Origin of the sequence: Streptomyces sp. NPDC002884 (assembly GCF_040295245.1) — a bacterium.
In the GTDB taxonomy this organism is placed as follows: domain Bacteria; phylum Actinomycetota; class Actinomycetes; order Streptomycetales; family Streptomycetaceae; genus Streptomyces.
In genome coordinates, this window is record NZ_JBEOVB010000024.1 from 59,428 (window position 1) to 73,278 (window position 13,851).

Here is a 13,851-nt window from a genome sequence, read left to right on the forward strand (position 1 = left end):
GGAGGGCGCGTGGCGATGGAGGCCGGCCCTCGCGACACCGCAAAAGGCACCGAGCACCTCACCACCGAGCGTGGTGAACCGGAGCCTGAGGAAGGCCGTCTGAGCCCCGACGGGCCGGACGAGGACGACACCCGGGACGGCGTGAGCGACGACGGGCCCGAGCCCGAGGAGATGTTCGCGGGCGGCCCCGAGGTCGAGGTCGAGCTGCGCCCGCAGCGTCGGCTCCGGATCTGGCAGCTCGCGCCCATCGTGGCGCTGGCCGCGGTCGGCTCCCTGATGTTCGCCTTCCCGCTCGCGTTCGACTTCGGTGACAGCGGCGCCATGATCGCCATGCTCGGGCTGCTGATCTGCTCCTGCGCGGCCGGCTGGGGAACGACGGCCGCGCGCCGCGTGGGTTACACGTGGCCCGGGCTGCCCCAGCGCGGCTCCGGGCGCCGTCCCGACTGGCGGGTCGTCCTCGCGTACGTCGTGATGGTCGCCGCCGTGGTGGCCCTGGCCGTGGGGCGGGTGGCCCGGCTGCGCTGAGCTCCACGGAGCTCCACGCGCGCGGGGAGCCCAGCCGGGCGCCGGCGCCCGGGACGGGTGTCCTGGCCACCCCGTACGATCGAGGAATGAGCACGCGGATCGCCTTCCTCAAGGGTCACGGCACCGAGAACGACTTCGTGATCGTCCCGGACCCCGAGAACGCCATCGACCTGCCCCCGACCGCCGTCGCCGCCCTGTGCGACCGCCGCGCGGGCATCGGCGGTGACGGGCTGCTGCACGTCGTGCGGTCCGCCGCGCACCCCGAGGCGAAGGACATGGCGGCCGAGGCGGAGTGGTTCATGGACTACCGCAACGGCGACGGCTCCGTCGCGGAGATGTGCGGCAACGGCGTCCGGGTGTTCGCGCGCTACCTCCAGCACGCCGGTCTCGTCTCCGAGGGCGACCTCGCGATCGCCACGCGCGGGGGCGTGAAGCGCGCGCACCTCGACAAGGAGGGTGACGTCACCGTCGGCATGGGCAGGGCCCGCCTCCCCGAAGGGGACGTCACGGTGAGCGTCGGCGAGCGCAGCTGGCCCGCGCGGAACGTGAACATGGGCAACCCGCACGCCGTCGCCTTCGTGGCGGACCTCGCGCACGCCGGCGACCTGTACGCCCCGCCGCCGTTCAGCCCCTCCTCGGCCTACCCGGACGGGGTCAACGTCGAGTTCGTCGTGGACCGCGGCCCGGGGCACGTCGCTCTGCGCGTGCACGAGCGCGGGTCCGGCGAGACCCGCTCGTGCGGCACGGGCGCGTGCGCCGTCGCCGTGGCGGCCGCGCGCCGGGACGGCGCCGACCCGGCGGCCACCGGCGTGCCGGCGACGTACGTCGTGGACGTCCCCGGCGGACGTCTGGTGATCACCGAACGGCCCGACGGCGAGATCGAGATGACCGGGCCCGCAGTGATCGTCGCCACAGGCGAGATCGATTCGGAGTGGCTGGAAACAGTCGCCCGCTGATTCCGTCGAGGCTTGGCATCGGAGGCCGGAGCGGCCTGACGACCCCGAGGGTCGCATCCCGGGGTCCGGTCGCGGGCTCGAATTCACGATCGAGATCAGGTCAGGCGGCTCAAAACCGTAAACCTCTGGTCCTTCGCTCGAATGGGTGATCCGTTTCACGCTCGGCGAGAGGCGGTCGGTCGCGCGTGATGGGCTCGGTAGCATCAAGCACCGGCCCGGACGGGGGACCGTTCACCAGTCCCCTGAGCCGTGTCCGCCCTGGGACACCCCGTCCGCCGGTCCACGCAGCCGGAGGTGCCCATGAGTGCGGAGGCCACGAATCCCGCGACCCCAGGCCCGGTAGTGCCTTCAGCGCCCCGCAGGCGCAGTCGCCCCCGGATCGACCTGCGTCGCCTGGGCCGGGCCGCGCTGCTCGGCCCCGCCTCCCGCGGCCGGCTGCCCGACGCGATCGGTCACGTGGTCGAGGCCCATCGCGCCCACCACCCCGACGCCGACCTGGAACCGCTGCACCGCGCCTATGTGCTCGCCGAGTCCTCGCACCGCGGCCAGATGCGCAAGAGCGGCGAGCCCTACATCACCCACCCGCTCGCCGTGACCCTGATCCTCGCCGAACTCGGCGCGGAGACCACGGCCCTGACGGCGTCACTGCTCCACGACACCGTCGAGGACACCGATGTGACGCTCGATCAGGTCGGTGAGGAGTTCGGCGCCGAAGTGCGCTATCTCGTCGACGGCGTCACGAAGTTGGAGAAGGTCGACTACGGCGCGGCCGCCGAGCCCGAGACCTTCCGCAAGATGCTCGTCGCCACCGGCAACGACGTCCGCGTGATGTCGATCAAACTCGCCGACCGGCTGCACAACATGCGCACCCTCGGCGTGATGCGCCCCGAGAAGCAGGAACGCATCGCCAAGGTCACCCGCGACGTCCTCATCCCGCTCGCCGAACGCCTCGGCGTCCAGGCCCTCAAGACCGAGTTGGAAGACCTCGTCTTCGCGATCCTGCACCCCGAGGAGTACGAGCACACCCGCGAACTGATCGTCGACAACGCCTCCCGCGCGGACGACCCCCTCGCGGAGTTCGCCGAGGCGATGCGCACGGTCCTGCGCGACGCCGACATCCAGGCCGAAGTCCTCATCCGGCCACGGCACTTCGTCTCCGTGCACCGCGCGTCCCGGAAGCGCGGACGCATGCGGGGCGCGGACTTCGGCCGGCTGCTGGTGCTGGTGAACGAGGACGCCGACTGCTACGCCGTCCTGGGCGAACTGCACACCTGTATGACGCCGGTCGTCTCGGAGTTCAAGGACTTCATCGCCGTTCCCAAGTTCAACCTGTACCAGTCGCTGCACACCGCCGTCGCCCGCGAGGACGGCCAGGTCGCCGAAGTCCTCATCCGCACCCACCAGATGCACAAGGTGGCCGAGGCCGGCGTCATCGCCCTCGGCAATCCCTACACGGCTCCCGCGGAGGAGCAGGCCCGGGGCAGGATCCCGGCGGACGAGGAGCGCGTCGACCCGACCCGGCCCGGCTGGCTCTCCCGCCTCCTGGACTGGCAGGAAGCCGCGCCCGACCCCGACACCTTCTGGTCCACCCTGCGCGAGGATCTCGCCCAGGACCGTGAGATCACCGTCTACCGCCCCGACGGCGGCAGGCTCGGCCTCCCCGAGGGAGCCACCTGCGTCGACGCCGCGTACGCGCAGTACGGCGAGGACGCCCACGCCTGCATCGGCGCCCGGGTGAACGGCCGTCTGGCGACCCTCAGCACCGTCCTGCGGGACGGCGACACCGTCCAGCTCCTCATGGGCCAGGACCCCGCCTCGGAGCCCTCCAGGGAGTGGCTGGAGCACGCCCACACCCCCGCCGCCCGCATCGCCATCCAGCGGTGGCTGGCGACGCACCCCGCCCCGGCCGAGCACGAGGGCGCGGAGACGGCGAAGGACTCCGGGGCCGCCAAGGCCGCCGGGGCGACCGCCCGTTCCGCGGCCGACACGGCCACGCCGGACGCCCCCGCCTCGCGGCCCGGCGCCGCGATCACCGTCGTCGACCGGCCCGACGCGAGCGTCCGGCTCGCCGGCTGCTGCACGCCCGTGCCCCTCGACGAGGTCACCGGCTTCGCGGTGCGCGGGGGAGTGGTGACCGTGCACCGCGCCGAGTGTTCCGCCGTGGCGCGCATGGCGAACGCGGGGCGCGAAGAGGTCGACGTGCGCTGGGGCGACACCACCGGATGCCGGGTCACCCTGGTCGCCGAATCGTTCGGCCGCCCCCATCTGCTCGCCGACCTCACCGAGGCCATGGCGCTGGAGGGCGCCGAGATCGTCTCCGCGACGGTCGAGCCGCCCAGCCAGCAGCGGGTGCGCCACACGTACACCGTGCAACTCCCGGACGCCGGCCACCTGCCCACCCTCATGCGCGCCATGCGCAACGTGCCCGGGGTCTACGACGTGGGCCGCGCGCAGCATCACGCGCCCGCCTCCCCGGAGGCGTAGACGCTGCCCACGCGCGCGTGGGCGGGTCGGGGTCGCGCCGATGACCACGCGCGCGTGGAGCGAAGGTGCGTCGCACGGGCGCCCTCCCGGGCGTCAGTCACGCGCGCGTGCGCAACCCGTTCGAGTGGGCCGGGCGCGCGTCGCCGCCGCGACGGACGTGCGCGCTGGTAGCCGTGGTGCATGCTGCTCACCCCTCGCGCCCGGCTGAAATCCGCGCTCCTCGCCTCGGCCGTCTCCGTCTGCCTCGTCGCCGCGAGCGCCCCGGCGGCCCCGCTCGGCGTCGGCGACCGTCTCTTCCCGTACCTGGGCAACCCGGGGTACGACGTCGCCTCGTACGACCTGGCCTTCACCTATACCGGCACCAACACCAAGCCCCTCCAGGCGGTCACCACCATCGACGCCTGGACCACCACCGCCCTGGACCGGGTCAACCTCGACTTCGCCCAGGGCAAGGTCGAATCCGTCGAGGTCGACGGCACACCCGCGACCTTCGCCAGCGCCGGCGACGACCTGGTGGTCACCCCGGAGGACCCGCTGCCCGCCGGCAGCTGGACGCGGATCACCGTGCGGCACACCAGCGATCCCGTGAGCACCGGCGGCCGGGACGGCGGCTGGGTGCGGACCGCGGACGGCCTCGCCATGGCCAACCAGGCGGACGCCGCGCACCTGGTCTTCCCGTGCAACGACCACCCGTCCGACAAGGCGATGTTCACCGTGCGGATCACCGCTCCCAACGGCTACACGGCCGTCGCCGGCGGGCTGCCGACCGGGGTCGAGCGGGCCGACAAGGCCACCACCTGGACCTACCGCACCCAGCACCCCATGGCCACCGAGCTCGCCCAGGTGTCCATCGGCCGTTCCACGGTCGTGCACCGCGAGGGGCCGCACGCACTGCCCGTACGGGACGTCGTGCCCACCAAGGACCGCGAACTCCTCGAACCGTGGCTGAAGAAGACCCCCGACCAGATCGCCTGGATGGAGGGCAAGGTCGGCCCCTACCCCTTCGAGACGTACGGCCTGCTCATGGCCGAGGCCTCCACCGGGTTCGAGCTCGAGACGCAGACCCTCTCCCTCTTCGAGAGGGACATCTTCACCGAGCCCGGCTACCCCAAGTGGTACGTCGAGTCGATCATGGTGCACGAGCTGTCCCACCAGTGGTTCGGCGACAGCGTCAGCCCGCGCACCTGGTCCGACCTGTGGCTGAACGAGGGACACGCCACCTGGTACGAGGCGCTGTACGCCGAGGAGAAGGCCGGGCGCACCCTGGAGGCGCGGATGAAGGCGGCGTACGGCGCCTCCGACCGCTGGCGCTCCACGGGCGGCCCGCCGGCGCTGCCCAAGGCCCCCAACCCCGGCCAGAAGATCAGCATCTTCCGGCCCAACGTCTACGACGGCGCGGCCCTCGTCCTCTACGCCCTGCGCCAGGAGATCGGCCGGACCGCGTTCGAGCACCTGGAGCGGGCGTGGGTCCACAACCACCGGGACTCCACGGCGACCACGGCCGACTTCGAGCACCTCGCCCAGGAGATCTCCGGACGCGATCTGGCCCGGTTCTTCAAGGACTGGCTGTACGGCGAGAAAACCCCGCCGATGCCCGGCCACCCGGACTGGAAGCCGGCCGCACCGGTCGCCAAGGGCGAACCGAAGGCTGCGCCGAAGGTCGCCCCGCCCGCTCGACGGGCCGCGAAATAAGGCCGTGACGAGACGGGCCGTACCGTGCGACCATCGTGAGGTCGGTGCGGCGCGGGACACGGGAATCTCCCGGGATGCTCGCGCGTTGACCATCACGAAGGCCCCCGTACCGGCATCCAACGACGTAAGGACCCAATGACCTCCTCTTCTTCCCCTTCCCAGGACACCCAGCGCGTTGCGCACGCCTACCCCGAAGGTCTCCGGGCCGATGCCCTGATGGAAGAGGACGTCGCCTGGAGCCACGAGATCGACGGAGACCGGGACGGCGACCAGTTCGACCGCTCCGAGCGCGCGGCCCTGCGCCGCGTGGCGGGCCTCTCCACCGAGCTCGAGGACGTCACCGAGGTCGAGTACCGCCAGCTCCGCCTGGAGCGGGTCGTGCTCGTCGGCGTCTGGACCACGGGAACCGCACAGGACGCGGACAACTCCCTCGCGGAGCTGGCCGCGCTCGCGGAGACGGCGGGCGCGCTGGTGCTCGACGGCGTCATCCAGCGCCGTGACAAGCCCGACGCGGCCACCTACATCGGCTCCGGCAAGGCCGCGGAGCTGCGTGACATCGTGCTCGAGACGGGCGCGGACACCGTCATCTGCGACGGTGAGCTCAGCCCGGGCCAGCTGATCCACCTCGAGGACGTCGTCAAGGTCAAGGTCATCGACCGTACGGCCCTGATCCTGGACATCTTCGCCCAGCACGCCAAGTCCCGAGAGGGCAAGGCGCAGGTCGCGCTCGCGCAGATGCAGTACATGCTGCCGAGGCTGCGCGGCTGGGGGCAGTCGCTGTCCCGGCAGATGGGCGGCGGCAAGGGCGGCGGCCTCGCCACCCGTGGCCCCGGTGAGACCAAGATTGAGACGGACCGGCGCCGGATCCGCGAGAAGATGGCGAAGATGCGCCGGGAGATCGCGGACATGAAGACCGGCCGCGAGATCAAGCGCCAGGAGCGCAAGCGCCACAAGGTGCCGTCCGTCGCCATCGCGGGCTACACCAACGCCGGCAAGTCGTCGCTGCTCAACCGCCTCACGGGCGCGGGCGTCCTGGTCGAGAACTCTCTGTTCGCGACCCTGGACCCGACCGTGCGCCGGGCGGAGACCCCGAGCGGCCGCCTGTACACGCTGGCCGACACGGTCGGTTTCGTCCGGCACCTGCCGCACCACCTGGTCGAGGCGTTCCGCTCCACCATGGAGGAGGTCGGCGAGTCCGACCTGATCCTGCACGTGGTGGACGGCTCGCACCCGAACCCGGAGGAGCAGCTGGCCGCCGTACGCGAGGTGGTCCGGGACGTCGGCGCCACCGGCGTGCCCGAGATCGTCGTGATCAACAAGGCGGACGCGGCCGACCCGCTGACGCTCCAGCGGCTCATGCGGATCGAGAAGCGCTCCATCGCGGTCTCGGCCCGCACCGGCCAGGGCATCGACGAACTGCTCGCGCTGATCGACAACGAGCTGCCGCGGCCGTCGGTCGAGGTGGAGGCGCTCGTGCCGTACACCCACGGCGGACTGGTCGCCCGCGCCCACACCGAGGGCGAGGTGATCTCCGCGGAGCACACGGCGGAGGGCACCCTGCTGAAGGTGCGGGTGCACGAGGAGCTGGCGGCGGACCTCGCGCCGTACGTACCGGCTCCGCTCGCCTGAGCGGTCGCGACCCGCTGAACGCCGAAGGCCCGCCCCTGCTTGCCGCAGGGGCGGGCCTTCGGCGTGCTCTCGGCTCACTGACCGCCGTACGCCTCGCTCATGTGCTCGTAGAGCATTTCGGCCTCCGGGCCGAGCCGGGTGCCCGTGGAATTCGGGACGAACGGCGGTGGGACGGTCAAGGTCGCCGACAGGAGTCCCACCGCCGATCAAGCTACTGACCGGCGAACTTGTCGCTCACCGAGTCGTACACGCCCTTGGCGACGTCACCCAGCCGCGGTCCCGCGAGCCAACCCGCGTTCACCGGGCCGATCGAGGTGTTGGACACCAGCGAGGGCTTCCCGTCGGACCCCGCCGCGACCCAGCCGCCGCCCGACGAGCCGCCGGTCATCGTGCAGCCGATCCGGTACATCGTCGGGTCCGAGGAACTCAGCGAGAACCGCCCCGGCTTGTCCTGGCACTGGTAGAGCTTCTGCCCGTCGTACGGTGCCGCCGCCGGGTAGCCGGTCGCGGTGATGCTGCTCACCTTCGGCACCGCGGGGGCGTTGAAGTTCACCGGGAGCGCCGAACCGACCGTCTCCTCCAGGGACTTGCCCGTACCGCCCTCCTCCGGCGTCACATGGATGACGGCGTAGTCGTACGAGGCGCCGTCACCGCCGGTCTGCCCGCCCTGCGCGATCCACTGGTCGGACGTCTTCGTCCAGTCGCCCCACCAGACCCCGTACGGAGCCGCCTGCTCCTTGGTGGCCGTCTCCAACTGCTCGGCCGACATGCCCGAGTCGTTGTACGACGGCACGAACGCGATGTTGCGGTACCAGCCGCCACCCTTGCCGGCGTGCACGCAGTGACCGGCCGTCCACACCAGGTTGGACTTCCCGGGGTGTGCCGGGTCCTCCACGACCGTCGCCGAGCAGACCATCGTGCCCTCGGGGGAGTCGAAGAACACCTTGCCCGCCTCGGCGGCGTTCTCGTGGTAAGAGGGCGAAACGGCCTTCGCGTCCACCGCCTGCGGCGTCGCGTCGGTCACGCCCTGGTCACCGGAGAGGTCGTTCTCGTCGACGCTCCGGTCCGGGTCCTCGGCCTCCCGCATCCGGTCCGGGTCCCACAGCCCCTCGATGATCGGGTTGACGTAGTCCTGCGCCTCACGCAGCCAGTCGTCCCGGTCCCAGTTCTTCCAGGCGCCGTTCTTCCACTTGTCCAGGTCGATCCCGTGCTCTTTGAGCCTGTCCTTGATGTCGTCCGGGATCGTGATCTTGCCGTCGCCGCCGGTCGAAGCCGTCGCCTCGGTTTTGCTGCCCGCGTCGGTGTCGCCCGAATCACAGGCGGTCGCGGTGAGCGCGAGCACCGAGGCGAGGGCCACGGCGCCCAGTACGGGGGAGGTTCTGCGGCGCGCGTTCCTCCCCCGCCGAGCGGTGAACGACGGCCGTATGGATCGCATGATCTGACTCCCCCTGCTGTCAACGAACTTGAAGTACCGGCCGCGCCCGCGAAGTGGAACTCATGGTGATCTCACACCGAGTTCAAGCGGGTCTCACGGCCATGTGTGATGCCACCACACGATATGCGGTCGCCGCGGGGGACTCCCGACCGAATGGCAACTGTTCCGCCACAGACCGCCGACGGGACCGGACAGCAAGGGATCGCAAACGGTCGATGGGGGACACGTGGGCGTCGGCGCGGGCACGGTCATTCTCGTCACGACCCGTAACCAGCACGGCCGTCCGGTGTTGGTAGCGATGGGAGCTGCTGTGTGTGCTCGCCCTTCGACCGGCGGGAGGACAGGGGAGGCGTGGCCGTGACCGAGCCAGTACCCGAGGAGGGACCTTCGGGGCGTACCACCGCGACCCGCCCCGACGAAGTCCTGGGCGCCGGGACTCCCGCCGAGGGAGCCCACGTCGCCGGAACGGCCGCCCCGCCGGGGAGCGAGGCCGGTGGCCGGCCCGCGCACGAGGGGATCCTGCGGCGACAGTCGGCTCGCGAGTCCGCGGCGCGCACCTACGCCCGCGCCCTGCCGATCGTGCCGGTACGGGCACGCGGGCTGACCATCGAGGGCGCGGACGGCCGCCGCTACCTGGACTGTCTCTCGGGCGCCGGCACACTCGCGCTCGGCCACAACCATCCCGTCGTGCTGGAAGCCATTCGCAAGGTCCTCGACTCGGGGGCGCCCCTGCACGTCCTCGACCTCGCCACCCCGGTCAAGGACGCCTTCATCACCGAACTGTTCCGAACGCTGCCGCCCGGTCTCGCCGACCACGCGCGCGTGCAGTTCTGCGGACCGGCCGGTACGGACGCCGTGGAGGCCGCCCTCAAGCTGGTCCGGGCCGCCACCGGCCGCACCGGTGTCCTGGCCTTCACCGGCGCCTATCACGGGATGACCGCCGGATCGCTCGAAGCCTCCGGGGGCGCCTTCGACGTGCGGGTGGCGCGACTGCCCTATCCACAGGACTACCGCTGTCCGTTCGGCGTCGGTGGCGAGCGCGGCGCCGAACTCGGCGCCCGTTGGACCGAGTCCGTCCTCGACGATCCCAAGTCGGGGGTACGGCACCCCGCCGGGATGATCCTCGAACCGGTCCAGGGCGAGGGCGGAGTGATTCCCGCGCCGGACGTGTGGATGCGGCGTATGCGGCAGATCACGGCCGAGCGCTCGATCCCGCTGATCGCCGACGAGGTCCAGACGGGCGTGGGCCGGACCGGAGCCTTCTGGGCGGTGGAGCACAGCGGGGTCGTCCCCGATGTGATGGTCATGTCCAAGGCCATCGGAGGCAGCCTGCCGCTCGCCGTCATCGTCTACCGCGACGCCCTCGACGTCTGGCAACCCGGCGCCCACGCGGGCACGTTTCGTGGCAACCAACTCGCCATGGCCGCCGGTACGGCAACCCTCGCCTACGTCCGCGAGAACCGCCTCGCCGAGCGCGCGGCCACCCTGGGAGCCCGCATGCTGGGCCAACTCCGCCGTCTCGCCGAGGACTTCCCGTGCATGGGAGACGTGCGGGGTCGCGGGCTGATGATCGGCGTCGAGATGGTGGACCCCGAAGCGCAAACCGGCTCCGGGGCTATCGGCGCCGCACGGGTCGTCGCGCAGGCCGGTGAAGAGCCCGGCGCGTCGGCCGGTGCCGTCCATGCCCAAGACGCCCATGCCCATGCCCATGACGCCACGCCCCGTCCGACGCCGCTTTCGACTCCCGGGCACGCTCCCTACCCCGCCGCCCCCGCGCTGGCCGCCGCCGTCCGACGGGAGTGCCTGCGGCGGGGCCTGATCGTCGAACTCGGTGGACGGCACGCCGGCGTCGTACGGCTGCTGCCGCCCTTGACGATCACCGACGAGCAGGCCGCCGCGGTACTCGACCGGCTGGCGGACGCGATGGCGGCGGTGTCCCGCAACCACGTCCGAGGTGCGGGCCGGAGGAAGCCCGATCAGCCGAATCATCAGCCTCAGCCTCAGCCTCAGCCTCAGCCTCAGCCTCGGCCCGAGCCCCAGCCGGCGCATCAGCCCCGGCTGTTGCCCCAGCCCCAGCTGGAGCACCAACTCCAGCCTCAGCCCCAGAGCGGGCCGGGTCGGCCGCCCGTTACGGACCGGCGCCAGGGCGGCCGTGCCGAGTGGGAGGGGTAGCCCCGGGCAGCCCCCGGCAACCGCCGGCGCGTCCACTCGACCGCGGGCGTCGGCGGTACCGGTATCGACCTCTCCGGCGGTGTGCGACGCCCAGGCGACCCACGAGCACGCGAGCTCCACGCCACGGCTCGCTCGCGACCGGCCCCACGACTTCACGAGGAACGACCTTGACCACCTCTTCCCACCAGTCCACCTCCCTCGCGCCCCCCGTCCCCCGCCGGCAGGGAGACGCCGTCCACGTGGCGCCGCCGAGCCGCGCCGCCGATCTCCTGGACCATCCCGATCCGCACACGGCGGCCGACGCGGCCGCCGTGGAGAACCTGCTGCGTTGCTGGGTGCGGGAGACGGGCCTGTCCGCACCCCATGACGGCGTGCTTCGGGTGCCGCTGCCCGCCAGCGGCATCACCTTGCTCGTCCCCGTCCACCACTGGTCCCGGACCGGCTGGCACCGCTTCGGCCTCCCGCGCCTGGCGGGCGCACCCGAGCACTCACCGCCCGCGGACGCCGTCACGGTCGCGGCCCTGCTGGTCCGCGAGACCCTCCGGGACGGTGGCCTGTCCGACGGATCCGCCCAAGCCACGGCGTCGGCCGACGCGGACGCCCTCCCGATGGAGCGCGCCACCGCTGCCGAGCCGACGCCCTGTTCCGCGCCCGTGCACATGAGCGGCGGCGAAGGCCTCGACCTCGTCGCCCGCGTCGCCGACTCGGTCCGCCGTACAGCGGTGTTCATCGGTGAGCGCCGGGAGCGCCCCGGCGACGGATCCGACCTGTTCCTGACCGCCGAACAGGCGCTGCTGCTCGGGCATCCGCTGCACCCGACGCCGAAGAGCCGGGAGGGCCTCTCGGACGGTGAAGCGCGCCTGTACTCGCCGGAGTCGCGGGGCTCCTTCCCTCTTCGCTGGCTCGCTGTCGCTCCTTCCGCGGTCGCCACCGACTCCGCCTGGACCGAGGGCGGCCGTGCCGTCCCCGCCGCCCGGTTGACGGCCCGACTGGGCGGCGCCGGGCTGCCGTTGCCGACCGGGTTCGCCGCCCTGCCGGTGCACCCATGGCAACTGCGCGAGGCGCGACACCGTCCCGAGGCCGAGGCCCTGTTCGACGCCGGACTCCTCCAGGACCTGGGCGTCCATGGACCTTTGTGGCACCCGACCTCCTCCGTACGCACCGTCCATCGGCCCGGATCCCCCGCGATGCTCAAGCTGTCGCTGGGTCTGCGCATCACCAACTCCCGTCGTGAGAACCTCCGCAAAGAACTCCACCGTGGTGTCGAGGTGCACCGCCTTCTCCGCGCGGGTCTGGCCAAGGAGTGGCAGGCGGCCCACCCGGATTTCGACATCGTCCGAGATCCGGCCTGGCTCGCGGTCGACGGTGCCGACGGCCTCCCGCTGACGGGCCTCGACGTGATGATCCGGCACAACCCGTTCGCTCCGACGGACGACGTTTCCTGCATCGCCGGACTCGTCGCACCCCGGCCGGACGCGGCCTCCGCCCATCGCTCCCGGCTGGCCGCGATCGTCGGACGCCTCGCCGCGCGGACCGGGCGGCCGCCGTCGGCCGTCGCCGCCGAGTGGTTCCTGCGCTACCTGGAGCAGGTCGTCCGCCCCGTCCTGTGGCTCGACGGCGAGGCGGGGATCGCCCTGGAGGCGCATCAGCAGAACACGCTCCTCCTCCTGGACCCCGACGGCTGGCCCACCGGCGGCCGCTACCGCGACAACCAGGGCTACTACTTCCGCGAGTCCTGCCGCGCGGAACTCGAAGCCCGGCTGCCCGGTATCGGCGAACACAGCGACACCTTCGTGTCGGACGACGTCACCGACGAGCGCTTCGCCTACTACCTGGGCATCAACAACGTGCTCGGACTGATCGGTGCGTTCGGCTCCCAGCGGCTCGCCGACGAGCAACTGCTGCTCGCCGCCTTCCGGCGTTTCCTCGTCGACGCCGCCTCCGGCTCCCGCAGGATGAGCGGTTCGCTGCCCGCCCGGCTGCTCGACTCGCCCCGCCTGCGCTGCAAGGCCAATCTGCTGACCCGGTTGCACGGCCTCGACGAACTCGTCGGCCCGGTGGACACGCAGTCCGTCTACGTCACCATCGCCAACCCCCTGTGCTCCTGAGCCGTCGCTCCAACGGCCACCGGTCCCTGCCCTTCTCCGGAGTACATGTCCCACCCCACCTGCTGAGAGGAGCTGCCGTGGCTCCCGTCGAGACAGCCGCCGACAGCCGTCCCCCTTCCGTCGCCTCCGACCTGCTCGACCGCGTCGGCGCCTGGGGACCCACCACCACCCTTGCAGGTGCGTTCCACCTGGTCCCCGTACAGGTGGAGAGAGATCTCGGCCTCGTCGGCCGGTGGATGAACGACCCCGCGGTCGCGGCGTTCTGGGAACTGGCGGGACCCGAGTCCAGGACGGCGCGACACCTGCGTCGCCAACTCGCCGACGACGGGCGCAGCGTCCCCTGCCTCGGGGTGCTGGAGGGCCGGCCCATGAGCTACTGGGAGATCTACCGGGCGGACCTCGACCCGTTGGCCTGCCACTATCCGGCCCGACCGCACGACACCGGTATCCACCTGCTCATCGGCGGTGACGCCGACCGCGGGCGAGGCCTCGGCAGCCGTCTGCTCGGAGCCGTCGCCGACCTGGTCCTCGACAGGAGGCCCGCTTGTGCCCGTGTCGTCGCCGAACCCGACCTTCGGAACATTGCGTCCATCGCCACCTTCCTGAGCGCGGGCTTCCGGTTGCTCGCAGAGGTCGATCTGCCCACCAAGCGGGCCGCCCTCATGGTCCGGGACCGGATCCCGTGCGATCCGTCATGACACTGTGTAATCGTGCCGTCACATCTGGAACGCCTCTCGTGCCGCATCAGTTCCCGGCCCCGCCGAAGCCCGGCCTCCCCGCTCCCAACGAGAAACCCACCGTCTTGATCCATTCCCTCTCGTCCGCCTTGACCACACGTTTGTCAGTGCCG

At 71.9% G+C, this 13,851-nt stretch carries 10 protein-coding genes; 8 read left to right on the forward strand and 2 right to left on the reverse strand.

Annotation, left to right across the window (positions count from 1 at the left end; translation table 11 throughout):
- The first annotated feature begins 15 nt into the window (after positions 1–15).
- From ABT070_RS33295 to hflX, 5 genes are all read left to right on the forward strand, one after another.
- Positions 16–525, forward strand: a complete 510-nt coding sequence (locus ABT070_RS33295; RefSeq protein WP_351766280.1) for a hypothetical protein — start codon at positions 16–18, stop codon at positions 523–525.
- Between the two features lie 86 nt (positions 526–611).
- Positions 612–1,481 (forward strand): diaminopimelate epimerase, encoded by an 870-nt coding sequence (gene dapF / locus ABT070_RS33300; protein ID WP_351766169.1) that lies wholly within the window; start codon positions 612–614, stop codon positions 1,479–1,481.
- Positions 1,482–1,781: 300 nt separating this feature from the next.
- Positions 1,782–3,965, forward strand: coding sequence for a RelA/SpoT family protein (locus ABT070_RS33305; protein WP_351766171.1), 2,184 nt, complete (start codon positions 1,782–1,784; stop codon positions 3,963–3,965).
- A gap of 180 nt (positions 3,966–4,145) precedes the next feature.
- On the forward strand, positions 4,146–5,657 hold the full coding sequence (locus tag ABT070_RS33310; protein WP_351766173.1) for a M1 family metallopeptidase: 1,512 nt from the start codon (positions 4,146–4,148) through the stop codon (positions 5,655–5,657).
- Positions 5,658–5,792: 135 nt separating this feature from the next.
- Positions 5,793–7,286: a GTPase HflX gene (hflX, locus tag ABT070_RS33315; RefSeq protein ID WP_351766175.1), complete on the forward strand. Its 1,494-nt coding sequence runs from the start codon at positions 5,793–5,795 to the stop codon at positions 7,284–7,286.
- Between the two features lie 74 nt (positions 7,287–7,360).
- On the opposite strand, the gene ABT070_RS33320 is transcribed toward hflX, so the two are convergent.
- Positions 7,361–7,486 (reverse strand): hypothetical protein, encoded by a 126-nt coding sequence (locus tag ABT070_RS33320; RefSeq protein WP_351766177.1) that lies wholly within the window; start codon positions 7,484–7,486, stop codon positions 7,361–7,363.
- Positions 7,487–7,497: 11 nt separating this feature from the next.
- Positions 7,498–8,721: a trypsin-like serine peptidase gene (locus ABT070_RS33325; protein WP_351766179.1), complete on the reverse strand. Its 1,224-nt coding sequence runs from the start codon at positions 8,719–8,721 to the stop codon at positions 7,498–7,500.
- Between the two features lie 516 nt (positions 8,722–9,237).
- On the opposite strand from ABT070_RS33325, the gene ABT070_RS33330 reads away from it, so the two are divergent.
- The 3 genes from ABT070_RS33330 to ABT070_RS33340 all read left to right on the forward strand — a co-directional run bounded on the left by ABT070_RS33330 (position 9,238) and on the right by ABT070_RS33340 (position 13,699).
- A complete protein-coding gene (locus ABT070_RS33330) occupies positions 9,238–10,893 on the forward strand; it encodes a diaminobutyrate--2-oxoglutarate transaminase family protein (protein ID WP_351766282.1) in 1,656 nt (551 codons plus the stop codon).
- A gap of 167 nt (positions 10,894–11,060) precedes the next feature.
- Complete coding sequence (locus ABT070_RS33335; protein ID WP_451101822.1) at positions 11,061–13,001, forward strand: IucA/IucC family protein; 1,941 nt, start codon at positions 11,061–11,063, stop codon at positions 12,999–13,001.
- 77 nt (positions 13,002–13,078) lie between these two features.
- Positions 13,079–13,699, forward strand: coding sequence for a GNAT family N-acetyltransferase (locus tag ABT070_RS33340; protein WP_351766181.1), 621 nt, complete (start codon positions 13,079–13,081; stop codon positions 13,697–13,699).
- The last annotated feature ends 152 nt before the right edge of the window (positions 13,700–13,851 follow it).